The sequence below is a fragment of the Pseudomonas fluorescens genome (genome assembly GCF_001623525.1).
GTDB classification, from domain to species: Bacteria; Pseudomonadota; Gammaproteobacteria; order Pseudomonadales; family Pseudomonadaceae; genus Aquipseudomonas; species Aquipseudomonas fluorescens_Q.
The window spans coordinates 1,560,542-1,583,535 of sequence record NZ_CP015225.1 but is presented as its reverse complement, the minus strand read 5'-3'; the positions used below and the strand labels follow the sequence as shown (position 1 = coordinate 1,583,535).

Here is a 22,994-nt window from a genome sequence, read left to right as displayed (position 1 = left end):
TCAAGACTCCTTGGAAGGGCGTGCCAGGCGTTGGCCAAGGGCCAACCGCCAGCGGGTGGGCAAATGCCCGAGCAGGCGCAGGACCAGCGTAAAGGACCATGGAAACGTAATGCCCAGCGGGCGCGCCGGCAGGCGTCGCGCGATATGGCGGGCGGCTCGTTGCGCCGACCAGCGCATGGGCATGGGAAAGTCGTTGCGTCGGGTCAGTGGGGTGTCGACGAAGCCCGGACTGACCAGCGTGACATCGATACCCTCGGCGGCCAGGTCGATGCGCAAGGATTCGATCAGATAACGCAACGCGGCTTTGGACGCACCGTAGGCGCTGGCGCGAGGCAGGGCCAGCCAGGTGACCGCACTGCTCACCGCCACCAGATGTGGACGCTGGCCCCGGCGCAGCAAGGGCAGGGCGGCCTCCAGGCAATGGCAAGTACCCAACAGGTTGGTGTTGATGAGCCGTTCGACCAGGCGGGTGTCGAAGTGGCCTGGCTCCAGGTATTCGCAGGTGCCGGCATTGAGGATCACCAGATCGAGCGCCCCCCAATGAAGGTCAATCTGCTGGCAGATCGTGGCGACCTGATGTGGGTCGGTCAGGTCGCCCGGTAGCACCAATATCTGGTCTTGATAACGTGTGGCCAAGGTCTCCAGGGGTTGGGTCCGGCGCGCACTCACCGCCAGGAGATGCCCCTGTTCCAGAAGGACCGCCGCCAATGCCGCGCCAATGCCGCTGCTGGCGCCGGTGAGCCAGACACGGCTCATGCCAACCTCCGCTTGAGCCAGCGAATCACCGATCCGAACAGCGGCAGATGTTCGTAGAGCAGGGCGCCTGCGTCGAAAAAGTCTTGATGCAGGTAGACTCGATCATTCCAACGCAGATAGCTGCAGCCTTGCAGCGCGATGAGTGCTCCTTGCGCCAGGCGCGGATGGCTGAAATGCAGGGTCCAGCGCAAATAGCCCTCTCCGGGACCGACTTCATCGAAGGCGTGGAAGTCATAGCGCAGGTTGCTGGCGTTGGCGTACAACTGGGCAAAGTAAGCGCGCAGGGCCGGCAAGCCGTCGATCCGGTGCAGAGGGTCCTGGAACTGTATGTCGGCGCTGTAGAGTTCATCGAGCGCAGCCAGGCGACTGGCGTCCAGCTCGGCGAAAGCGTGGGCGAAACGCTGGAGGTAGACGGACATGCATAGGCTCCGATTGTTGTACAGGAAATTATTCCTGTACAAGTTTTCAGAAGCCTACTGCACGCGCTGTACAAATTAAAGTTTTTTGTATAAGTAATTTCACTATTTTGTACAAGTCCAGGCGAGGCACGCGCTGGACACTGGGCGTCAAGCCCCGGCCAAGGTCGGATAGTCCGTATAACCGCGCTCGTCGCCCTGGTAGAACGTCGATGCGTCAGGGGCGTTCAGCGCCTGGCCCCGTTTGAAACGCTCCACCAGGTCCGGGTTCGCCAGAAACGGCGTGCCGAACGCCACTAGGTCAGCTTCACCATTGCTGATGGCGGTGGCCGCGCGTTCGGCGCTGTAGCCGCCATTGGCAATGTACGGCCCGCCGAAGCGACGCTTGAGTTCCAGGAAGTCGAACGGGCCTTCGCCCAATTCCACGATGTGCAGGTAAGCCAGGCCGTAGCGGCTGAGCATTCTGGCGGTGTAGTCGAAGGTCGCTTGCGGGTTGCTGTCGCTCATCGAGAAGTAACTGAAGATCGGCGACAGGCGAACACCGACACGGCTGGCCCCGAAGACTTCGATCACCGACTCGACCACCTCCTTGAGGAAGCGGGCACGATTCTCGACCGAGCCGCCGTAGGCATCGGTGCGTTGGTTGGTGCCGTCACGCAAGAACTGGTCGATCAGGTAGCCATTGGCGCCATGGATCTCCACGCCGTCGAAGCCGGCCAGCTTCGCGTTGGCCGCGGCCTGGCGGAAGTCGGCGACCACACCGGGGATTTCATCGAGCTCCAGGGCCCGTGGCAGTTCATAGGGCTTGAGACCTTCGGCGGTGTAGATCTCGCCATCGGCCTTGATTGCCGAAGGGGCTACGGGTTGGGCGCCGTTGACCTGCACCAGCGGATGAGAAAGACGGCCTACGTGCCAGAGCTGCAGAAAAATCTGTCCGCCCTCGGCATGAACTGCGTCGGTCACCTGTTTCCAGCCGGTGATTTGCTCAGGGGTAAAGATCCCTGGCGTTCTCAGGTAACCCTTGCCCTGGGCCGAGACCTGGGAACCTTCGCTGATGATCAGGCCGGCGCTGGCCCGTTGGCTGTAGTACTCGGCCATCAAGGGCGTGGCGGCATCGCCAGCGCCTGCGCGGCTGCGGGTCATTGGCGCCATGATCATGCGGTTGTTCAGGGAGAGCTTGCCGACTTGAGTACGGGACAGCAGAAGATCGAGACCGATGTCAGTCATGATTCACCTCTAAGGGATCGGGTATGAATTAGGGATTGAGTCGAGAGTCGGCTAAGCCAGCCGGTCCTCTCGTTGCAAAAGGGCGCCGATGCGCTGGATTTCTTGCTCGCCTTTTTCCAGGGCTGCCTCGCTGGTGTGCACGGAGTAATAACCCATCACCAGGTCATGGGGATGCTTGACCGCCGAGCCGAGCACGAAGGAGGTCGCGCCCCGGGCAACGATGTCGATGGCTGCGCCGGACTCTTCGAAGACCACCATTTCCCCGGTATTGACGCGACCGCCGGCGTCGAGGCTGCCGTCGTTGACCGCCAGCCAGGCGACGGTGTGCCCGGCCGGAGGCGTATAGCGCCAGCGTTCTTGGTCTTTCAACTGCACGGCCAGGTAGTTCATGTCCGCGGGGGCTGCAACGCTGCTGCGAGCCGCGCCATATTGGCCGAGCAGCACCCGCACCGGACCTTCCCGGGGGATATCGGCGGGTGCCAGGTAGACGCTGTGGGCCGGAGCGTTTTCTTCAGCGGCCGGCAGCGCGACCCAAAGCTGGAAACCGTGGATCGACGAGCTGCCGACTGGCCGCGCGTTGTGCCATACGCCGTTACCAGCTTGCATCCACTCCATGCCACCGCTGGGCAGTACACCCGATTGCCCGGTGGTGTCTTCGTAGGCCACCTGACCTTCGATCATGTAGGTCAGCGTCGCGATCCCGGAATGTGGGTGCATGCCGAAACCTCTGTGCAGGGCGTCGGCGTTGAAGGCGAAGAGGTCGAGAAACACGAATGGCTTGCAGAGCTGGCCCAGGTCACCGGGACTCATGAGCCGGGTGATCGGCCCGTGGCTGTTGCCGGAGGTGCGATGGACGATGGCGCGGGGCGGTGCTGCGACGATGCTGTTCATGGGGTGCCTCCAAGTCTTGGGCGTTGGGCCTCGATGCGAGAAGGATAAGTGCCTGCCAATAGATTGATTAGCCGATACAATCGGATTGAACTCATCCATAAAACGAAGGAATGTCAGTGCCATGCTCGATCTCAACGATGTTGCGCTGTTCGTTCAGGTGGTCCGCAGCGGCAGCTTCGCCGAAGCCGCCAGACGCTTGGGCATGCCTTCCAATACCGTCAGCCGACGGGTTCAGCAGTTGGAGGCGCAGCTTGAATCGCGACTTTTGCAGCGCTCGACCCGCAAACTCACGCTGACTCATGCGGGCCAGGGGTTTTATGAGCGCTGCGTGGATGCGGTGGACGGCCTGATGGATGCCGGACAGGAACTGATGATGGGCAGCGAGGAACCCAGCGGCCTGGTGCGCATCGCGGCGATGGCGGATTTTTTCGATTTCTTCCCGATGCAATGGGTGGCCGACTTTTTAGCCGCGCATCCGCGAGTGCAACTTGATTTCGTGCTCAGCGACGCCCGGGTCGATCTGATTGCCGACCGCATCGACGTTGCCTTTCGCGGCGGTCCCTTGCAGGACTCGGGGTATGTCGGTCGCCAACTGCTCAAGAACGACGGTGACGGCATGGTCGCCAGCCCCGCGTACATTGCCGCGCGCGGCGCACCGCTTTCGTTGCAGGATCTGGCTCACCACGACGGCGTGAGTTTCGCTCATCCCGGCGGCATGACCCATTGGCGATTCGTTGGCCCGGACGGCATCGAGGAACAGGTGCAGATCGCCAGCCGATTCCACGCCAACACCGCCCAGGCGTTGCGCAGGGCGACCGTCGCAGGCCTTGGCATCGCCGTGTTGCCCGGGGCGCTGAGCAGCCTCGATCTGGAAGCCGGAAGGCTGGTGCGTGTCCTGCCACAATACCAACGCGTCGGCTTCGGTCTGAACGTGCTCTATCCGAGCCGGCGGCAGTTGCCGCTGGCGGTTTCGGCATTCATCGGGTTGGTGATGGAGAAGCTTGAGCTCAAGGCGTTTCCGGCGCGGATGCAGTGAGTGAGCCATCCAGGCCGGTGGCGTGGCGGGATAAGCCCGCTGTGCCGCACCTCAATACCGTGGCGAGGGAGCTTGCTCCCGCTGGCTGCGCAGCAGTCTAAAAACTGGACGCAGTCCGCCTGACAGACCTTGGTGATAGGTTTGGGGCCGCTGCGCAGCCCAGCGGGAGCAAGCTCCCTCGCCACAGGTTCCGTATGTCTCAGTTGCAAACAAGGCTCGCCTTGTTCCTTTGGGTATCACGCCCGGGCAGTAGCCCATTTTTTTCCTTCCCAGCAACGATAAAAACCCTCGTTTCGCAAATTCCCGCCTGCCAACACAATCGCCTCGACACCTCATCTCGATAACCGCAACCGCAGAACAACAAGAAAGCCGAACCCGAGGCGGCGCCATGCCCGCCTGAATCGAACCTACTGCCGGAAGTGCACAGACATGCCCGTTGAAACCCTACACATCGATACGCTCGTCATAGGCGCCGGCCAAGCCGGCATCGCCATGAGTGAGCACTTGAGCCGGCAAGGCGTGCCGCATCTCGTGGTGGAGCGAAGCCGCATTGCCGAAGCTTGGCGCACATCACGTTGGGATTCGCTGGTCGCCAATGGCCCGGCCTGGCATGACCGTTTTCCGGGGTTGGAATTCGAGGGACTCGGTCCTGATGACTTCGCGACAAAGGACCAGGTGGCCGATTATTTCGAAGCCTATGCCAACAAGTTCAACGCGCCGATCCGTACCGGCGTGGAGGTCAGGAAAGTCGAGCGCAATGTCGGCCGTCCGGGGTTCACCGTTGAAACCTCTGAAGGCTTGATCGAGGCGATCCATGTCGTCGTCGCCACCGGGCCTTTTCAGCGGCCGGTGATTCCACCGATTGCACCCGATATGGCGACGGTTACCCAGTTGCACTCGGCCCAGTACCGCAATCCCCGGCAATTGCCCGAGGGGGCTGTGTTGGTGGTGGGCGCCGGGTCGTCGGGGGTGCAGATCGCCGATGAACTGCAGCGCGCCGGCAAACAGGTCTATCTCTCGGTGGGCGCCCACGATCGTCCGCCCCGGGCCTATCGCAACCGCGATTTCTGCTGGTGGCTGGGTGTGCTGGGCGAGTGGGATGCGGAGGCGGTCCAGCCAGGCAAGGAGCACGTCACTATCGCGGTGAGCGGTGCCCGCGGTGGCCATACCGTGGATTTTCGCCGGCTGGCCCAGGAGGGCATCACCCTGGTGGGGCTGACGAAATCGTTCAATGGCAGCGTGGTGACCTTTGAACCGAATCTGGCCGAAAACATCGCCCGCGGCGACGAAAACTACCTGGCGCTGCTGGACGCCGCCGACGCCTACATCGCCCGCAACGGCCTGGACCTGCCGATCGAACCTGAAGCTCGTCATCGGCTGCCCGATCCGCAATGCCTGACCCAGCCGATCCTGGAACTGGACCTGGTCGCCGCCGGCGTGACCAGTGTCATCTGGGCCACCGGCTACTCGGTGGATTACTGCTGGCTGAAGGTCGACGCCCTCGGCGCCAATGGCAAGCCTCGGCATCAGCGTGGCGTTTCCAGGGAACCGGGCCTGTATTTCGTCGGCTTGCCCTGGCTGTCGCGACGGGGCTCGGCGTTCATCTGGGGCGTCTGGCATGACGCCCGGCATATTGCCGACCACATCGTGAAGCAACGCATTTATCTCGCCTATCAGGATGCTGCCCAGCGCCAGGCGTCGGCGCTCGACAGCGATTCACAGCGTTCGAAAACCAGTCTCACGGGAGTTCGTTGATGCCTACTCACACGCGTATTCGCATGTTCAATACCAAGGACACCTACCCGAACCAGACGCTGGACAACGATCTGTGCCAGGCCGTGCGCGCCGGCAACACCGTCTATGTGCGCGGCCAGGTCGGCACCGACTTCAACGGTCAACTGGTGGGCCTGGGCGATCCTCGCGCCCAGGCCGAGCAAGCCATGCGCAACGTCAAGCAATTGCTGGAAGAGGCCGGCAGCGACCTGAGCCACATCGTCAAGACCACGACATACCTGATCGACCCGCGTTATCGCGAGCCGGTGTACCAGGAGGTCGGCAAGTGGCTCAAGGGCGTGTTTCCGATCTCCACCGGCCTGGTGGTCAGTGCCCTGGGCCAGCCGCAGTGGCTGATGGAAATCGACGTGATTGCGGTGATCCCCGAATAAGGAGTGCGGCATGACTTTTTCCATCGTCGGGCGCTGCGCCGAAACTGGCCAGTTAGGCATCGCCATCAGTTCCTCGAGCATTGCCGTCGGTGCCCGTTGCCCCTGGTTGCGCGCCGGCGTCGGCGCGGTGTCGAGCCAGAACATTACGCTGCCGGCCCTCGGCCCGCTGATCCTGGATGAGCTGGCGGGCGGCCTGACGGCGCAAGAGGCGGTGGACCGCGCCCTGGCGCGCAACGGCTACAGCCAGTACCGCCAGGTGGCCGTGGTCGATGCCCACGGACACACGGCGATTTTCACTGGCAGTCACGCCCTGGGCATTCACAACGCACTGGCCGGTGATCAGTGCGTGGTGGCCGGCAATCTGTTGGCCAACCCGGGGGTGATCGAGGCCATGGTCGCGGCTTTCGAACGCAGCGAAGGCTGTCTCGCGTCACGCCTGCTGAGCGCGCTGCAGGCCGGGCAGGCGGCCGGTGGCGAAGCCGGGGCGGTGCACTCGGCGGCGTTGTCGGTGGTGGATGACCTGACCTGGCCCATCGTCGATCTGCGGGTGGATTGGGCCGAGGAAAGTCCCATCGGCGAGCTGGAAAAACTCTGGCTCGCCTATCAGCCGCAATTGCAGGATTACCTGACCCGTGCGCTCAACCCGACCCTGGCGCCGAGTTATGGGGTGCCGGGTGATGAGTGAGCTGCGCAGTCGCGCGCTGCTTGCCGAGCTGGTGAGCTTTGCCACGGTCAGCCGCGATTCGAACCTGGCCTTGATCGAGTTCGTGCGCGACTACTTGCAAGGGCTGGGCGTGAACAGCGAGCTGATCTACAACGCCGAGCGAACCAAGGCCAACCTGCTGGCGAGCATTGGCCCTGCGGTGCCCGGTGGCGTGGTGTTGTCCGGGCATACCGATGTGGTGCCGGTGGACGGGCAGGCCTGGACGGTCGATCCGTTCTGCCTGACCGAGATGGACGGGAAATGGTTCGGGCGCGGCACGGCGGACATGAAGGGGTATCTGGCCTCGGTGCTCGCGGCGGTGCCGGTGTTCTTGTCCAGCCCGCTTCGGCGACCGGTGCACCTGGCGTTTTCCTATGACGAAGAGGTGGGTTGCCTGGGCGTTCACAGCTTGCTGGAGGTGCTGGTTCGGCGGATCGCGCAACCGGCCCTGTGCCTGATTGGCGAACCCACCCAACTCCGACCGGTGCTGGGGCACAAAGGCAAGCTGGCGATGCGTTGTCATGTGCGAGGGGCGGCCTGCCATTCGGCCTACGCCCCTTATGGGGTCAACGCTATCGAACAGGCGGCGCGCCTGATCGGGCGGTTGGGCGAGATCGGCGCGCAGTTGGCCGAACCCTCACGGCACGACCCGCGCTTCGACCCGGCGTGTTCCACGGTGCAGGTCGGGGTGGTCCACGGCGGCACGGCGCTGAACATCGTCCCGGCGGACTGTCGTTTCGATTTCGAGGTGCGCGCCTTGCCGGATTTCGATCCCCTCGTGGTGGTCGAGCAATTGCAAGGTTATGCCGAGCAGACCCTGCTGCCGGCCATGCAGGCGGTGGCGGGGGATACGGCTATCCGCTTCGAACCGTTGTCGGCCTACCCGGGCCTGGCCACTTCGCCGGACAGCGCGGCCGCCCGACTGATTGCGCAACTGTGCGGCAGCGACGCGTTCGGCACCGTCGCCTTTGGCACCGAAGGCGGCCTGTTCCATCAGGCCGGGGTGCCGACGGTGGTCTGTGGTCCCGGCAGCATGGACCAGGGGCACAAGCCCGACGAATACGTGAGCGTTGAACAAATGGCCGCCTGCGACCGCTTGATGGATCGGCTGGCGAGCTATCTCTGTGAACCCAATGATTGCTGACCGCAAGGTGCCTGAGGAGCACGATTTCAATGGAAGGAGATTCCTCGTGGTCAGCCAGGCGACACCCATGAACAGGCCGACAAGAGCCTTTGCTGTAGACCTTGCCGCCCGTATTTACGGTCACTTTTGAGTCCCGTCACCGGCTCGTGCGGGCGAGCCGGTATTTTCGAGGAACCGCTTCATGTCCAGATCCTTGCGTTGCAATATTGCGTGTGCCCTGGCGTTGCTGAGTACCAGTGTCCTGGCCGCGCCACAGAGCCTGACCGTGATTTCCTTCGGCGGCGCCACCAAGCAGGCCCAGGACAAGGCCTACTTCCAACCTTTCAACGCCAGCGGTGCGGGAAACATCGTGGCTGGCGAATACAACGGTGAATTGTCGAAGATCAAGGCCATGGTCGCCGCCGGCCACACCAGCTGGGACGTCGTCGAAGTGGAGAGCCCCGAGCTGTTGCGTGGTTGCGAGGAGGGGCTGTTCGAGAAGCTTGACCTGGGGCGCCTGGGCGACCCGGCGAACTATGTGCCGGGAGCGCTCAATGAATGTGGGGTCGCCACCTACGTCTGGTCGATGGTCCTGGCTTATGACCAGAGCAAGCTGGCCAAGGCCCCCAAGTCCTGGGCGGATTTCTGGAACGTTGCCGAGTACCCGGGCAAGCGCGGCCTGCGCAAGGGCGCCAAGTACACTTTGGAAATCGCCTTGCTGGCCGACGGGGTCAAGGCGCAGGACGTGTACAAGGTGCTGAACACCCCGGAAGGCGTGTCCCGGGCATTCGCCAAGCTCGACCAGATCAAGCCGAACATCCAGTGGTGGGAAGCCGGCGCGCAACCGGCGCAGTGGTTGGTGGCGGGGGACGTGGCGATGAGTGCGGCCTACAACGGACGCATCGCGTCGGCGCAGAAAGAAGGCATGAAGCTGAGCATCGTCTGGCCGCAGAGCCTCTACGACCCGGAGTACTGGGCCGTGGTCAAGGGCACGCCGAACAAGGCCCTGGCCGAGCAGTTCATTGCCTTTGCCAGCCAGCCGCAGACCCAGAAGGTGTTTTCGGAAAACATCCCTTATGGGCCGGTGCACCGCAAGACGCTGGCGCTGTTGCCGACGGCGGTACAGGAACAGTTGCCCACCGCCGAGGCCAACCTGGCTGAAGCCCAAGCCGTGGACGCGGAGTTCTGGGTCGATCATGGCGAGGAACTGGAACAACGCTTCAACGCCTGGGCCGCTCGCTAGACATATCCCTTGTGGCGAGGGAGCTTGCTCCCGCTGGGCTGCGCAGCAGCCCCGACACCAGGCGCCTCGGTGTATCAGCCTGACCGCGTTCGGCTTGCATGGGGTCGCTGCGCAACCCAGCGGGAGCAAGCTCCCTCGCCACGGGGTTGGTGTTTTACTTACAGGCCGGGGCGGGCAATTGTGCCTGGCCTGTCGTGGCTCAAGGCAACCATTGCCTGAACTGTTCCTTGCAGTAGTCGACAAACAACTGCGCCGGCTTGGTAAGGTGCGCGCGCTTGAGCCAGCCTGCCACCAGTGCCGAACCGGTCACGTCCTCGGCGATGTCGACGCACACCAGGTGTTGCCCATCGTAGGTGCAGGTGGAGTGCGGGCGGGTCACCAGTACGGCAAAACCAAAGGACTGGCCGACCATGCCCCGCACCATCTCGATGGACGGCGAACTGAAGACAATGTTGGGCGTCAGGCCCAGCTCCTCGAAGATGCTCACGAAATAAGTGCGACTGGGCTGCACATCCAGCAGGATCATCGGTTCGAGGGCCAGGTCGCGCAGCGACACCTGGGCCTGGTCGGCGAAGCGGTGCCCCACCGGCAACAACGCGTAGGGGCGTTGCGGCGCCGTCAGTGCTTCGGTCTCGATGGTACTGTCGAGGTCGTGTTCATAAAAAATCGCCAGGTCGAAACGCCCCCCTGTGAGGCCTTGCACCAGCTCCTGTTGCTCGCCATCCTGCACGCGGATTTCCACCCCCGGGAAGCGCTCGCGAAAGCCCGCGATCAGCCGTGGCAGGTAGAGCGGGGCGACGGTTTCGAAGCAGCCGATGTCGATCTGTCCGCTGACCACATCGTTATCGGCCAGCGCGTTCTGCTCGAACTCCCGGGCCATGCGCAAGAGCTCCTGGGCCTTGCGATAGAAGCGCGCGCCGCCGGGCGTCAGCGATACCCCCTGGGCGTGATGACGAATGAGCAATTGCACACCGAAACTGTCTTCCAAGCCCTTGATGGCGGAAGCGATCGACGGCTGGGCGATGTACAGCTTGCGAGAGGCTTCGGCGACACTGCCACATTCGACGGTGGTGACAAAGTACTTCAGCTGACGCAAGGAATAGGACGCCACGGCACACCTCGATCCGGATGATTTCTGCCTACCTTACCTTGTGCACGGAGGGCGATGGGCGGGCATTGATGCGGATTTTGCTGGGCAGTGACGATATTCAGGCTGGCTTGGGGACGAGCACCGGAAAAAACGCCTGCCCAAGGATCGTTGGCAGGCGTCGGGAAAGACCGGCGAAGACCCGAAGGATATCGACGGTGTGCCAGGTTATGTCGAGCGGAGGGAACCTCACCGCAATGCTTAAATCGTTGCCCGCAATTCACGTGGCGACAGGCCATAGCGCGAGCGAAAGCGCACCGCAAAACGTGAGGCCGAGGCGTAACCGCAGGCTCCGGCAATTTCACCGATGGGACGAGACGTTGTTTGCAACCATTGCAATGCTGTCGCCAGTCGAACGCCCTCCAGGATGCTCCGGAAACTGTCCCCCTCATTCGCCAGTTGGCGGCGCAATGTCGACTCACCCAGGTTAAGTTGCTGGGCAACGCTCGCCACCGTCCAGTCTCTCTCCGGGCTGCCCATCACCATCTGCTGCACACGTTCGCAAATGGGATCGTTGCGCCCCATCAGCAAAGGTCCGATCTGGCCACCAAGGCACAGGCTCAGAAGAACCGCTTCCCCATAGAGCGTGCGTAATGCGTCCGGGGCGTTCGCATTGATGGAGGCCAACAGCTGATTCCATGCCTGTGTCGTGTGCCTGTCCAGAGGGACGCACAGATCGGTCTTCAGTGCACCGCGACGGCTCATGATCTGTTGGCTATATCGGCTGCTGAAGTTACGCAGTGTCGAGAGCGGAAAGGTGACCGCATCGGCGATGTAGTGACCGTGAGGGCCGGGGAAGTTCGAGATACCAAGCTCGCGTCCGGCCGGCATCAGAATCAGATGTTGCGGCCCCGCGCGCATCTCCCGGTCATCCCATTGCAACAGTTTTTCCCCCTGCCGCACTCGACACAGAGTGGTCGCGAACACCGGTACCCTTGACAAGCTAAGGGGTTGTCGCGCCTGTATGACACACGCATCGATAATGTTTTCCCGGTGCTGTATGCCGTCACAAGCGCGCATCGTTTTTAACGTCCGTAAGTTGAAGTGATCGTCGCTTTGGCCAGGACGTTGGCATTGAGCATGTATCCAACCAAGGCGCCACTGGCCTCACCGTCGAGGGGGAGCTTATCGACTTTCAATGCCCATACGGTGAATTGATAGCGATGGGGCTTATCCCCTACCGGTGGGCAAGCCCCGCCAAATCCTGGCTGGCCATAATCGGTTCGCCCTTGTACGGCACCGGCAGGCAGATTCGCTCCCACTCCGCTTGGCAAGCTATGGGTAGAAGCGGGTAGGTTGACCACTGTCCAATGCCACCAACCGCTACCCGTCGGCGCATCGGGATCATAGACCGTGATCGCGTAACTTTTGGTCCCCGCGGGGGCGTTTGTCCAGGAAAGCTCAGGAGACGTGTTGCCACCTTCGCAACCGAAGCCCTGGAACACTTCGCGACTGGTCAGCGGACGGTTGTCAGCAATATCCCGGCTGGTCAGTGAGAAATCGGCAGCGTATCCACTGAATGCTACGGCCATGGTGAGTGCAGGCAGGAGTGACCTGATTTTCATCGTGATTCCATCTGGGGCTTAAAAGTGAAGCTCGAGTCTAGGATGAACAAGGAGTGGTTACTGTGCCGAAACGCTCGGCCAAAGTGCCGAAATGCTCGATTGACTACCGACCTGTGTTAGCCAGGCGCCATTCCAGCACCTGGGCCATTTGAAAGCGGACTCGGTGGCGATGCCGATATCCAGGGACATCTCGTTCATGTTCGCTTCGCGCCGGGTGTTCGTCAGGGGAGGTCTGCAAGGTTATCAAGTGATCGTGCCCGTGAGTGCGGCTTCATAGGCTCGGATACTGAATATTTAGGTGCTATTTATATTCTATTAAGGTATTTAAATTAATATTCTTATAGCTTTAAAGTCGTGACCTTCAGTCTTTTCACCTACTGTGAGGTTCACCAGACCATGGCTTTCAAGCGTCCTGCGCTCACCTTGTTGGTTTCCCTGGCGGCCACTGCGCTGCTCAATCCCTTGGCCCATGCCGAGGGCAAGATCAGCATTGCCCAGCAATTCGGTATCGGCTACCTGATCCTGGATGTGGTGCGTGACCAGCAGCTCATCGAGAAGCATGGCAAGGCCCAGGGCCTGGATATCAAAGTGGACTGGAACAGCATTTCCGGCGCGACGGCGATGAACGAGGCCTTGCTGACCGGCGCCCTGGATGTGGTGTCGGCGGGCGTTCCGCCGATGCTGACGATCTGGGATCGGACCCGCGGCAAGCAGAACGTCAAGGCCATCGCCTCGCTGGGGTCGATGCCCAACTACCTGCTGACCAACAACCCGAACGTGAAGAGCCTCAAGGACTTCACCGACAAGGACCGGATCGCCGTCCCGGCGGCGGGTGTCGGGTTCCAGTCGCGCACGTTGCAGATCGAAACCGCCAAGGTGTTCGGCAACGATCATTTCAAGAAATTCGACGACATCTCGGTCAGCCTTCCGCACCCGGATGCGACGGCGGCGCTGATCGCCGGCCAGTCGGAGATCAATTCGCACTTCTCCAGCCCACCGTTCCAGTACCAGGCACTGCAAAGCCCCAATGTGCACAAGGTGCTCAGTTCCTATGATGTGCTGGGCGGGCCGGCGACGTTCAACGTGCTCTACACCACGGAAAAATTCCACGACGAAAACCCCAAGACCTACAAGGCGTTCTACGATGCCTTGGTGGAGGCGCAAGGCATCATCAAGGCCGACAAGCCGGCCGCTGCCCAGACCTACATCCGCGTTGAACAGTCCAAGTTGCCGCTGGCGCTGGTGGAAAAAATCGTCACCGACCCCGAAATCGACTTCATCGTCGTTCCGCAACGCACCTACATCTATGCCGAAAAACTGCATGAACTGGGCGTGTTGAAAAACAAGGCCGACAGCTGGAAGGACTATTTCTTCGAAGAGGCCCATGCCGACGCCGGCAGCTGAATCCGGGCCGATTATCCGTTTTCGGCACAATTGCCCGACCGGTCCACGGGGCGGAATGGAACTTGCCTGAGCTTTGACCCGTAAGCCCTGGAATCATCAAAGGTCGGGTCAATGAACAACTCCAACATGGCGCAGCCAGCGGTCTCGTCGGACCTGTTGCCGACGCTGCCGATCAATCGGTTCCGCACCGCTGACATCGATGAGCACGCCCGCAACATGGGGGGGTGGCAGGTCTGCTATGACCAGTTGACCCCCGGTCGCTTCGACGGCGAGTTGATCGAGTTCCGCTCGGATTGGATGCAGTTGGTGCGCGACCGCTCTAATCAGGCCCTGACCAAGCAAGGCATGGCCTGGGAGGGCGCCATCACCTTCAGCGTGCCACTGAGTGCGGATGGGCCGGTCTTTTGCTCCGGGCACCCGATTGTCGAACCGAGCCTATTGGTCGCCCATGGGCATAACCTGCCTGAGTTGCGCACGCCCCAGCATCTGGATCTGCTCGGTGTCGCCATCGACGAGCAGGCGTTGGAGCATGTGCTGGAGCGACAAGGCAGTCGCTTTCGAATTACCGATCTTCCCAAGTGTTACCGTCTTGGCAACTCGACGCTGCCCGCCGAGCTTGCGGCGTTGTTCGATGAGCTTGAAGGGGGCGAGCAGGGGCGTGACTCGTTGCTGGGGTACGAGTCGATTCGCCGGGGCCTGCGCGACACGGTGATGTTGCACATACTGGAACTGGTGGCGCCGGACGAAGCACCACCGCTCAGTCCCACGGCGCGCAAACGCATGGTCGACCGCGCCCGGGAGTACGCCTTGGCCCATGTCGATGAGCCGCTGTCGATCCTCGACCTGTGCAATCACATCGGTGCCAGCCGACGCAAACTGCAGTATTGCTTCCAGGAGACCCTGGGCATCAATCCGGTGGCTTATCTGCGGGCGTTGCGCCTCAATGCGGTGCGCCGTGAGCTGCGCAATGGCGATCAGGTGCTGGGTGTGCAGGAGGTGGCGGCACGCTGGGGGTTCTGGCATTTGAGCCGGTTTTCCAGTGATTACCGGACCCTGTTTGGCGAAACCCCGTCACACACCTTGCGTCGCACGCATCTGTGCTGAAAACGGATAACGGCTGACCGGCTGGCTCCCTAGGATGACCCCAACACCACATGGTCGGAGGGGCATTCGATGTACCAAAACAAAAAAACAAACGTCTGGCACTGTACGTGGTTAACCCTGGGGCTGCTCGGTGCCTGCACCGTTGCCCATGGCACCGAAAACGGCGCGCCGACCACGGCGGTCGGGGTCTATGATTTCGGCGCGGGCATGATGCCGCCGGCCACGCCCTTTGGCACCGTCGGCCTGCGTACAGCGTTCTATTCGGCCAACGTGCAGAAGGATCGCCACGGCAAGTCCGTGGACAACAATTTCTCCCTGGATGTCTTGTCCATCGGCGTCGCCTACATGCGCATGACCGATTACACGGTGCTGGGTGCCAAGTATGGCTTCGGCGCCGTCGTGCCGTTTTTCCAGATGGACGCTTCGCTACAGGTGCAGACGCCTGTCGGTCCGCTGGACCTTGCGGCCGACCCGTTTCGCCTGGCTGATATCCAGGTGTTGCCGGTTATCCTGCAATGGACCCTGTCGCCGAACCTGTTCGTCAATGCACAGTTCCAGATCCAGGCCCCCACGGGCGACTACGACAAGGATCGCTTGATCTCGCCGGGTCTCAACCACTGGACCTTCTCGCCGATCCTCAACGCCACCTACATCTTCGACAGCGGCTTCGAGGTGTCTTCCAGCTTTGAAGCCGACATCAACACCCGCAACCACGCCACCGACTACAAGAATGGCGTCGAGTACCGTCACGAATTTGCCGTGGGCCAGCACGTCGGGCCATGGACCTTGGGCGTGGGCGGGTACTACTACCGGCAGTTCACCGATGACGACGCGCCGGGGCTGGAAACCGGCAATCGCGCCCGGGTGTTGGCGGTCGGGCCGGCGGTGAGCTACTTCAAGCCCGGCATTCCACCCGTGTGGCTGCATGTCTACAAGGAGCTCGATGCGCGCAACCGCGCCGAGGGCTATACCGCGGCGCTGCGTATTTCCCACAGTTTCTAGAAGGGGCTCGTCATGAACCAATCAAGTTCCGTTTCAACGGCGGCCACCCCGTCGCGCCAGGCCAGTTGGCGCGAAGGCGGGGTGCTGATGCTGGGCAGCAGCCTGACGATCATGGGCGCGGTGATGGTCACGCCGATCCTGCCCCGGTTGGGGGCCGAATTCGGTCCCTTGGAACCGCGCGCCGATCTGCTGGTGCCGTTGGCGATTACCGGTCCCGCCCTGGCGATTGCAGTGTGCGCACCCTTGGCTGGCTGGTTGGCCGACCGGGTTGGACGCAAGGCGTTGCTGGTGATTGCCACGGTGCTCTACGCCTTGCTCGGCGCATTGCCGGCCCTGCTCGATAGCCTGCCTTCGATAGTCGGTGTGCGGCTGTTGTTCGGGTGTACGGAGGCTGCGGTGATGACCTGCTGCGCAACCTTGATCGCTGACTATTGGCAGGGCGAGGAGCGGTTGCGTTACGTCAACCGGCAGGTGGTGACCATTGGCCTGGTGGGGGCGCTGTTTTTCGTGGTGGGCGGTGTGCTCGGCGAGCACTCGTGGCGTGCGCCATTCCTGTTGTATCTGCTGCCACTGCTGCTGGTGCCGGCCATGATGAAAGTCCTCTGGGAACCGCCGGTGACGAAGCAGCAGAAGGTCGAGCAGCGCGTCGATGAGTCGGCTCCGGCCAAGGTCGCCGTGCTGCCACTGCTGGTCGGCTACCTGATGATTCTGGGCGGCATGGTCTTGACATTCATCATGCCTATCCAGGCGCCGACGTTGTTGGTCAGCCTGGGCATCACCTCCAGCACGCTGATCGGCCTGGCGGCGGGGCTGAGCCTGTTGGCGACCTTGGGCGGTTCGCTGATGTGGCCGTTGCTGCGCCGTCGCTTCGGCATCGCCGGTTGCAACGCATTGTTGCTCGGCTTGATGGGCCTGGGGCTGTGGTTGCTGATGCGCGGACAAAGCTACAACGCTGTGCTGGTGGCGGTGTTCATCCAGGGCCTGGGGGCCGGGTTGCTGGTGCCCAATGTGATGGCGCCGGTGATGAATGCCTTGACCGCCAACACCCGCGGCCGGGGTTTGGGCGGGTTTACCTCGTGCCTGTACATCGGCCAATTCGTCAGTCCGCTGGTGGTGGCGTCGGTGGTTGTCTTCGCCGGTGACCTGCGTCACGCCATCCAGTGGCTGGCCCTGGCCAGTTTTACCTTGGCATTGTTCTGGGTCATTGCCGGTCTGCGTGCACGGGGCCAGGGGCAGGCGAGCACCGTCGGATCACATCAATCGTCGTGACATAAGGAATCTGAAACATGGGTATGCAAGACATCCACCATTTGATGGACAGTGAAGACGCCACGGCGCTGGCCGAGTGGGTCAGGCGTGGCGAAGTCCAGCCCGGCGAACTGCTGGAAACCGCCATCGAGCGCCTGGAGCGGGTCGAGCCGCAGCTCAATGCGGTGGCAGAGCGTTTGTACGATTCGGCTCGGGAGGCGGCGCGTACGCCAGAGGTTGGCCAAGGTTTGCTGGCCGGTGTGCCAACCTTGATCAAAGACCTGTTTTCGCCGGTCCACGGCGCGGCGATGACTAACGGCTCACGCGCACTGGGCGACTTCCGGGCGGATTTCGAATCGGAAGTCGTGACGCGTCTGCGTCGTGCCGGATGTCAAGTGATGGGCACCAGCACTTCGCCGGAGTTCGGCACCTCGTACTCCACCGAGTCCGCGCGCTTCGGCGCCACCCGCAACCCCTGGAGCACCGACCACAGCGCCGGTGGCTCCAGTGGCGGCGCGGCGGCGTTGGTGGCGGCCCGGGTGGTGCCGTTCGCCCATGGCAACGACGGCGGTGGTTCATTGCGGGTGCCGGCGTCTTGCTGCGGTGTGTTCGGGTTCAAGCCCAGCCGTGGCTTGCTGCCGTCGGGGCCGATAGTGGGCGAGGGCTGGGCGGGGATGGGCACGCCCCATGCGATTACCTTGTCGGTGCGCGACAGTGCGGCGCTGCTGGACGCCACCGCCGGGATGGACCTGGGGGCGCCCTATGCCGCGCCGGTCCAGGCGTTGCCGTATGTGATGGCGGTGCAGGCTGATCCCAAGCCGTTGCGCATTGCCCTGGTCGAGCAACTCGAGCCTTGGCCTACGTCACCCCAGAGCCTTCAGGCGGTGGGCGAGGCCGCGCGGTTGTGCGAGTCCTTGGGGCACCGTGTCGAACCGGTGAGCCTGCCGGTGGGATTGCTGGAGTTTCTCGACCACGTGTTCACCATCATTGGCGCCAGCTCTCGTCACTATGTCGACCTGCTGGGCCAGATGCGTGGGTTTGCCGTGCAGGCCGAAGAGCTGGAGGTGCGCACCCGGATCATCTTGCGGGACAAGGGCAACGTCAGCGGCGCCCAATATGCCGCGGCGGTGGAATGGATTCATGCCCTCGGCCGGCAGTTGGCGGTGTTCATGCAGGACTACGACGTGATCCTGACCCCAGTCCTGACCCGTGAACCGGTGCTGATTGGCGAGTTGGATCTGCAGGATGTGTGCATGAGCCTGGATCAACTGATCGAGCGCTACCACAGCTATTCGCCATTCACTGCACTGTTCAATGCCAGCGGTCAGCCGGCGATGTCCGTGCCGTTGTCCTGGAGCGCCAATGGCCTGCCGATGGGGGCGCATTTTGCCGGTCGCTTTGGCGAGGAAAACACTTTGCTGGCCCTGGCCGCCCAACTGGAACGCGCCCAGCCCTGGCGCGGCCGAGTTCCACGGGTCAACGCCTGCCGGCGGTGAAACTGTGGGAGCGAGCCTGCTCGCGAAGGCGTTGGGTCAGTCGGCATCATGGTTGACTGAATAGTCCGCTTTCGCGAGCAAACCCGCTCCCACAAGGGGGATTTTTGCGGGTAGGGCTCTGGGGTTGTCACAGAGCCCTTGAAGGTCAGTAGCGGATCATCACCGACTTCAGTTCGGTGTAATCATCAATGAATGCACTGCCGAATTCACGGCCTATCCCTGAAGATTTACTGCCGCCAAAAGGCACCGCCGGGTCGAGCAGGGTGTGCATGTTCACCCAGACCGTGCCAGCTTCGATGGCGGGAACCATGCGCAGGGCTTTGCCCAGGTCGTTGGTCCAGAGACTGGCGCTCAGGCCGTAGGGAGTGTCGTTCATCAGCTCCAGCAGTTCCTCCTCACTGTCGTAAGGGAAGAACGTGGCGATCGGGCCGAAGGTTTCTTCGTTGAGCAGGCTGTCGTCGCGGCGATTGGCGAGGATGATGGTCGGCTCCACATAGCAACCCGGTCCATCGATCAGCTTGCCGCCGTGGACGATGGTGTTGTTCTGTGCGCGGGCCTTGGCGAAGAATTCCGCGAGTTTGCGCTGGTGCTGGCGGTTGGTCACCGGGCCGAATTCGGTGCGTTCGTCCAGGGGCGAGCCGATGGTGAGTTTGCTCAGGCGCTGGGCCAGTTTGTCCATGATCGACTCGATCTGCGACCGATGGACAAAAAACCGTTCCGCTGCGGCACAGATCTGTCCCGAATGCAGAAAGCCGGCCTCGATGATGCCGTTGACCGCCACCTCGGGATCGATATCCCGCAGGAACCCCGCCGCATTCTTCCCGCCCAGTTCCAAGGTTGCACGGGTCAACCCGGCGCCCATGGCCGCTTGGCCCACCGCCAGGCCGGTGGGCACGGAACCGGTGAATGAGACCTTGTTGGTGCCCGGGTGTTCGATCAGCCCTTTGCCCACTTGGCCGCCGCCGGTCAACACATTCAGGGCACCGGCCGGAAGGCCGGCCTCGATGGCCAGTTCTGCGATGCGCAGGATGGTCAGCGGGGTGAACTCGCTGGGCTTGATGATGATGCTGCAACCGGTCACCAGGGCTGAGGCCAATTTCCAGATGGCGATCATGGTGGAAAAATTCCACGGCACGATACCGACCACCACCCCAACCGGTTCGCGCAAGGTGAACGCGGTGTAGCGTTCGCCAGCGAAGGAGGGCAGTGATGGGGTGATCGTCTCGCCGTTGATCTTGGTCGCCCAGCCAGCGTAGTAACGCAGGAAATGAGCGGCCTGGTCGACTTCGAAGGCCCGGGAGATGTGGATGATCTTCCCCGACTGGCAGGTCTCGATCTGCGCCAGCTCTTCGCGGTTGCGTTCCAGCAGGTCTGCCAACTTGAGCAGCACATGGCCGCGGACCGCGGGTGCCGTTTGGGACCACTGCTTGAAGCCGCGGCGGGACGACTCCACCGCCACATCAATGTCGCCGGAAGTGGCGTCGCTGACCTGGGCGATGACTTGGCCGTTGGCAGGATTGACGACGTCAAGTGTCTGGCTGCTCTGGCTTTCGACGTAGCCACCGTCGATGAACAGGGCGTGATGTCTGCCGAGGAAGGCTTCGACCTGAGGCAGCAGGGCAATATCGCTCATGAGGGTTTCCTGATCACGAATAGGGAAAGCCCCGAGGGTAATCCCGGCAGGACCATCCAGCTTGACTGTGCCTGCCGCGCCGTATGTCTGTGGCTGCCAGCCTGGGTGGTTGGCAGCCAGGAGCAAGGCCTCGTGCAGGCAGGGACAAGCCAGCCTGGCCGGTTTGCGATCAGATCCGGGTTTCGACTTGATGGCATAGGGGCGGGCGATGTTTCTCCAGACCAACAAACAGAGACTGGCGTTGACTGCGCAGGTGCAACGCGTGCTGACCGGCGAAACGGAGGACACGCCGCAGCTCGACGCGTATCCGCAACTGCGCACCGTCCTTGAACAGCATGCACGGCAGGTGGCGAGCGCGACTGCACATCTGCATCAGGTCGAAGCACAAGTGCAGGCGCAAACCCTGCAATGGCAGCATTGCGAGCGTGAGATGCACAGGTTTCGCCAGCAATTGGAGCAAGCCCTTGAGCGCGAGCAGGCGCTTGAAGTTCGTCTGGGCGAACACCGCCAGCAGCTACAGCAACAACGCCAGGATGCGCAGATCTGGGAGTTGCTGCAATCGACCTTGACTGAAGGCTGCTGGGATATCACGGTCGTCAACGGTGACCTCCAGCACCCGGCCAGTGGTATGCGCTTTTCCAGTCAGTTCCGTTCGCTGCTGGGGTATGGGCCGGATGACTTGCCCGATGGCTGGGATGCCCAGGTCGGCATCACCCACCCGGACGACTTGCCCAAGATCATGGCCATTTTCGACCGGGAAATCCTTGGCTCCCAGGGCAGCGGTGAATACGTCTTCGAATACCGGATGCGCCACAAGACCCGGGATTACATCTGGTGTCGTGAACGCGGTCGGGCGGTACGCGACTCGCATGGGCAACTGGTGCGGGTCATTGGTGCGGTGCGTGATATCAGCGATGAGCGCTCGGCCCAGTCCACCCATCAGCGCATGCTCGAACAGAACCAGGTGACCTACGCCCAGATTGCCACGGTGGTGGGGGTGATCAAGGGCATTGCCGACCAGACCAATCTGCTCGCCTTGAACGCCGCGATTGAAGCCGCCAGGGCCGGAGATGTCGGGCGCGGTTTCTCAGTCGTGGCCGATGAGGTGCGCAAGCTGGCGCAGAGCACCCGGCAGGCGACCCATCAGATCCAGACCATGTTGCATCAGCACAAACAGTAAGCCGAGCGGGAGCTGCCGTCGGGGCAGCTCCCGCCACGTTCAGAACGGAACCGCCACCACCAACTGGCTGTAGACGTTGGTGCCGTTGCCGGCGACCTGATTGCCACCGCTGTCCGCGTCCTTCTCAGGCTTGTACAGGCCCACCAGCGGCGTGATGATCAGGTGTTCATTCACCGCCCATTCCACGTACAGGTCCAGCTCCTGCGCATCGAGGTTCAGCGCGTCACGGGCATGCAGGGTCTGGTAGTCGAAGAACAGTGCGCCAATGGTCACGGTTTCTGCCGGCTTGAGCTTGAGGCCCACGTGCTGGATGGCGGTATTGCTATTGAACGGGCCGGCATAGTTGCCCGCCACTTCACCCTGGAACCAGGTGCCGTAGCCGCGGTTCTGGCCGTTGAACATCGAGTCCCAGTCCTTGGAGTAACGGCTGTAGCGATAGGTCAGGTCCGGTGTCCAGGGCAGGTCGGCGAAGGTGTAGCCGGCTTCGCCGTACCAGGCTTTCTCCGGGCCCGCGTCCTTGTCCTGCCAGGCGTACTCGAAGGCGAAGTGGGCGTTTTCGATGCCAGCATTGCCGGCGCCGCGCAGGCTATAGATGTCCATGCCTTCGCGCTGTTTCTGGAAGTCGCTGGCGTAGCGGTCATCGACATCGATGCCATGGATATAGGTCAGCCCCAGGGTGCCAGGCGCGGCGGTGTATTCCAGGGTGCCGGCGGCCATTTCGGTGTTGGCTTGGGCGCGGTTGTCGGACTTGATCCACATCAGGCTGCCGTGCAGGCCTTCCTTGCCTCCCAGGCGCACGACAGCGGTCTCGTCGAAGGCATGCCGGGCCGCCAGGTAATAGGCGCCGCCCCGGTTGAGCTCGCCATCGGCCACGCCTTTGCCCAGGTTCAGGCCATCGTCGTTGATGATGAAACCGTCTCCCAGGGTGATCACTTGGCGGCCGTAGGACAGGTCGACACCGTCTTTGCCCAATGCCGGGAACAGGTCCCCCGAACGCCAGCCGGCAAAGGCTTCATCGAACTTGGTGGTGCGTTCGGAGCCGTCGCTCAAGCCGGCTGCATCGCCATCGCCCCAAGTGCCGGAGCTGACCAGGTTGGCCGTCCCGTAGACACTGCCCAGGCTGCCGAGTGTCTGGTCGATACTCAGGCCATACTTAATGAAGCCTTCGCGCCAGCTCGAACCACCGGCGGTGCCGTCGTAGTTCTTGCGGCTGTTGAACAGCCCGTAGACCGCCAGGAAGTTGCCGGTGACGGTGGTGTCTTCGTCGGAATAAAGCTCATAGGCCTGGGCCGATGAATCGGCGACCATCAGGGCAATGCCCAGGCCGATGGCATTGCGCAGCAAAGGTGTACGGCGTGTGTGCTCCATGGTGGATTCCCCAGTGCGATAGGACAGTAGAGCGCGCATTAAGGGGAGAGGTACCCAGGGAAGTCTTTCACCTGCCTGCCATGGAGTTGATCCAGGCCGCCAGCGCGGCGGTGTTGGCAGGCAGCAACAAAACCGGCGGCAGACATGGGCAAGACGCCCGGCGCGGCGCGGCGCAGAGTAAGGCTGCACGCAACGCCGTTTCGATCAGGGACTGGTTGGGGAAGGCATGATCGCCGGTTCCTGGACGGCTGTGGCATCCATACTAAAAATCCGCTTTCGAGGACCTT

Annotated in this window: 21 protein-coding genes; 12 read left to right on the top strand and 9 right to left on the bottom strand. The window is 62.3% G+C overall.

The features are described from left to right. From TK06_RS06845 to TK06_RS06830, 4 genes are all read right to left on the bottom strand, one after another. Entirely contained in the window at positions 1-756 is a 756-nt protein-coding gene (locus TK06_RS06845) for an SDR family NAD(P)-dependent oxidoreductase (RefSeq protein WP_063321414.1), read from the bottom strand. Then, the gene (locus TK06_RS06840; protein ID WP_063321413.1) at positions 753-1,175 is read right to left on the bottom strand and encodes a nuclear transport factor 2 family protein; all 423 of its coding nucleotides are present in this window, start codon (positions 1,173-1,175) and stop codon (positions 753-755) included. The genes TK06_RS06845 and TK06_RS06840 overlap by 4 nt, the downstream gene beginning before the upstream one ends. 147 nt (positions 1,176-1,322) lie before the next feature. Next, the gene (locus TK06_RS06835; RefSeq protein ID WP_063321412.1) at positions 1,323-2,399 is read right to left on the bottom strand and encodes an alkene reductase; all 1,077 of its coding nucleotides are present in this window, start codon (positions 2,397-2,399) and stop codon (positions 1,323-1,325) included. Between the two features lie 51 nt (positions 2,400-2,450). After that, positions 2,451-3,290: a pirin family protein gene (locus tag TK06_RS06830; RefSeq protein ID WP_063321411.1), complete on the bottom strand. Its 840-nt coding sequence runs from the start codon at positions 3,288-3,290 to the stop codon at positions 2,451-2,453. Between the two features lie 121 nt (positions 3,291-3,411). Here TK06_RS06830 and TK06_RS06825 point away from each other — a divergent pair, with 121 nt between their 5' ends. From TK06_RS06825 to TK06_RS06800, 6 genes are all read left to right on the top strand, one after another. After that, complete coding sequence (locus tag TK06_RS06825) at positions 3,412-4,326, top strand: LysR family transcriptional regulator (protein ID WP_063321410.1); 915 nt, start codon at positions 3,412-3,414, stop codon at positions 4,324-4,326. Positions 4,327-4,755: 429 nt separating this feature from the next. Continuing rightward, positions 4,756-6,081, top strand: coding sequence for a flavin-containing monooxygenase (locus tag TK06_RS06820; protein WP_063321409.1), 1,326 nt, complete (start codon positions 4,756-4,758; stop codon positions 6,079-6,081). Next, a complete protein-coding gene (locus tag TK06_RS06815; protein WP_003201555.1) occupies positions 6,081-6,491 on the top strand; it encodes a RidA family protein in 411 nt (136 codons plus the stop codon). The genes TK06_RS06820 and TK06_RS06815 overlap by 1 nt, the downstream gene beginning before the upstream one ends. A gap of 10 nt (positions 6,492-6,501) precedes the next feature. Beyond that, entirely contained in the window at positions 6,502-7,176 is a 675-nt protein-coding gene (locus tag TK06_RS06810; protein WP_063321408.1) for a DUF1028 domain-containing protein, read from the top strand. Continuing rightward, entirely contained in the window at positions 7,169-8,338 is a 1,170-nt protein-coding gene (argE, locus tag TK06_RS06805; RefSeq protein WP_063321407.1) for an acetylornithine deacetylase, read from the top strand. The genes TK06_RS06810 and argE overlap by 8 nt, the downstream gene beginning before the upstream one ends. Before the next feature lie 181 nt (positions 8,339-8,519). Further along, positions 8,520-9,560, top strand: coding sequence for an ABC transporter substrate-binding protein (locus tag TK06_RS06800; RefSeq protein ID WP_063321406.1), 1,041 nt, complete (start codon positions 8,520-8,522; stop codon positions 9,558-9,560). A 199-nt stretch (positions 9,561-9,759) separates the two neighbouring features. Here the strand turns inward: TK06_RS06800 and TK06_RS06795 are convergent, their stop codons facing one another. The 3 genes from TK06_RS06795 to TK06_RS06785 all read right to left on the bottom strand — a co-directional run bounded on the left by TK06_RS06795 (position 9,760) and on the right by TK06_RS06785 (position 12,272). Then, positions 9,760-10,671 carry a LysR family transcriptional regulator gene (locus TK06_RS06795; protein WP_063321405.1) on the bottom strand — a complete coding sequence of 304 codons (912 nt, stop codon included), beginning with the start codon at positions 10,669-10,671 and terminating at the stop codon, positions 9,760-9,762. Positions 10,672-10,908: 237 nt separating this feature from the next. Further along, positions 10,909-11,727, bottom strand: a complete 819-nt coding sequence (locus TK06_RS06790) for a helix-turn-helix transcriptional regulator (RefSeq protein ID WP_063321404.1) — start codon at positions 11,725-11,727, stop codon at positions 10,909-10,911. 5 nt (positions 11,728-11,732) lie between these two features. Beyond that, positions 11,733-12,272 carry a kinase inhibitor gene (locus tag TK06_RS06785; RefSeq protein ID WP_063321403.1) on the bottom strand — a complete coding sequence of 180 codons (540 nt, stop codon included), beginning with the start codon at positions 12,270-12,272 and terminating at the stop codon, positions 11,733-11,735. A gap of 396 nt (positions 12,273-12,668) precedes the next feature. On the opposite strand from TK06_RS06785, the gene TK06_RS06780 reads away from it, so the two are divergent. The 5 genes from TK06_RS06780 to TK06_RS06760 all read left to right on the top strand — a co-directional run bounded on the left by TK06_RS06780 (position 12,669) and on the right by TK06_RS06760 (position 18,526). Next, the gene (locus TK06_RS06780) at positions 12,669-13,676 is read left to right on the top strand and encodes an ABC transporter substrate-binding protein (RefSeq protein ID WP_063321402.1); all 1,008 of its coding nucleotides are present in this window, start codon (positions 12,669-12,671) and stop codon (positions 13,674-13,676) included. Positions 13,677-13,787: 111 nt separating this feature from the next. Further along, positions 13,788-14,780, top strand: a complete 993-nt coding sequence (locus TK06_RS06775; RefSeq protein WP_063321401.1) for a helix-turn-helix domain-containing protein — start codon at positions 13,788-13,790, stop codon at positions 14,778-14,780. 69 nt (positions 14,781-14,849) lie between these two features. Then, the gene (locus TK06_RS06770; RefSeq protein ID WP_063321400.1) at positions 14,850-15,782 is read left to right on the top strand and encodes a SphA family protein; all 933 of its coding nucleotides are present in this window, start codon (positions 14,850-14,852) and stop codon (positions 15,780-15,782) included. A gap of 12 nt (positions 15,783-15,794) precedes the next feature. Continuing rightward, positions 15,795-17,051 carry an MFS transporter gene (locus TK06_RS06765; RefSeq protein WP_063321399.1) on the top strand — a complete coding sequence of 419 codons (1,257 nt, stop codon included), beginning with the start codon at positions 15,795-15,797 and terminating at the stop codon, positions 17,049-17,051. Positions 17,052-17,068: 17 nt separating this feature from the next. Then, positions 17,069-18,526, top strand: a complete 1,458-nt coding sequence (locus TK06_RS06760) for an amidase (protein WP_063321398.1) — start codon at positions 17,069-17,071, stop codon at positions 18,524-18,526. Positions 18,527-18,671: 145 nt separating this feature from the next. Here the strand turns inward: TK06_RS06760 and TK06_RS06755 are convergent, their stop codons facing one another. Further along, positions 18,672-20,159 (bottom strand): aldehyde dehydrogenase family protein, encoded by a 1,488-nt coding sequence (locus tag TK06_RS06755; protein WP_063321397.1) that lies wholly within the window; start codon positions 20,157-20,159, stop codon positions 18,672-18,674. A gap of 208 nt (positions 20,160-20,367) precedes the next feature. Here TK06_RS06755 and TK06_RS33195 point away from each other — a divergent pair, with 208 nt between their 5' ends. Further along, positions 20,368-21,339 carry a methyl-accepting chemotaxis protein gene (locus TK06_RS33195; RefSeq protein WP_063321396.1) on the top strand — a complete coding sequence of 324 codons (972 nt, stop codon included), beginning with the start codon at positions 20,368-20,370 and terminating at the stop codon, positions 21,337-21,339. A gap of 39 nt (positions 21,340-21,378) precedes the next feature. Here the strand turns inward: TK06_RS33195 and TK06_RS06745 are convergent, their stop codons facing one another. After that, positions 21,379-22,707 carry an alginate export family protein gene (locus TK06_RS06745; RefSeq protein WP_063321395.1) on the bottom strand — a complete coding sequence of 443 codons (1,329 nt, stop codon included), beginning with the start codon at positions 22,705-22,707 and terminating at the stop codon, positions 21,379-21,381. Between the last annotated feature and the right edge of the window lie 287 nt (positions 22,708-22,994).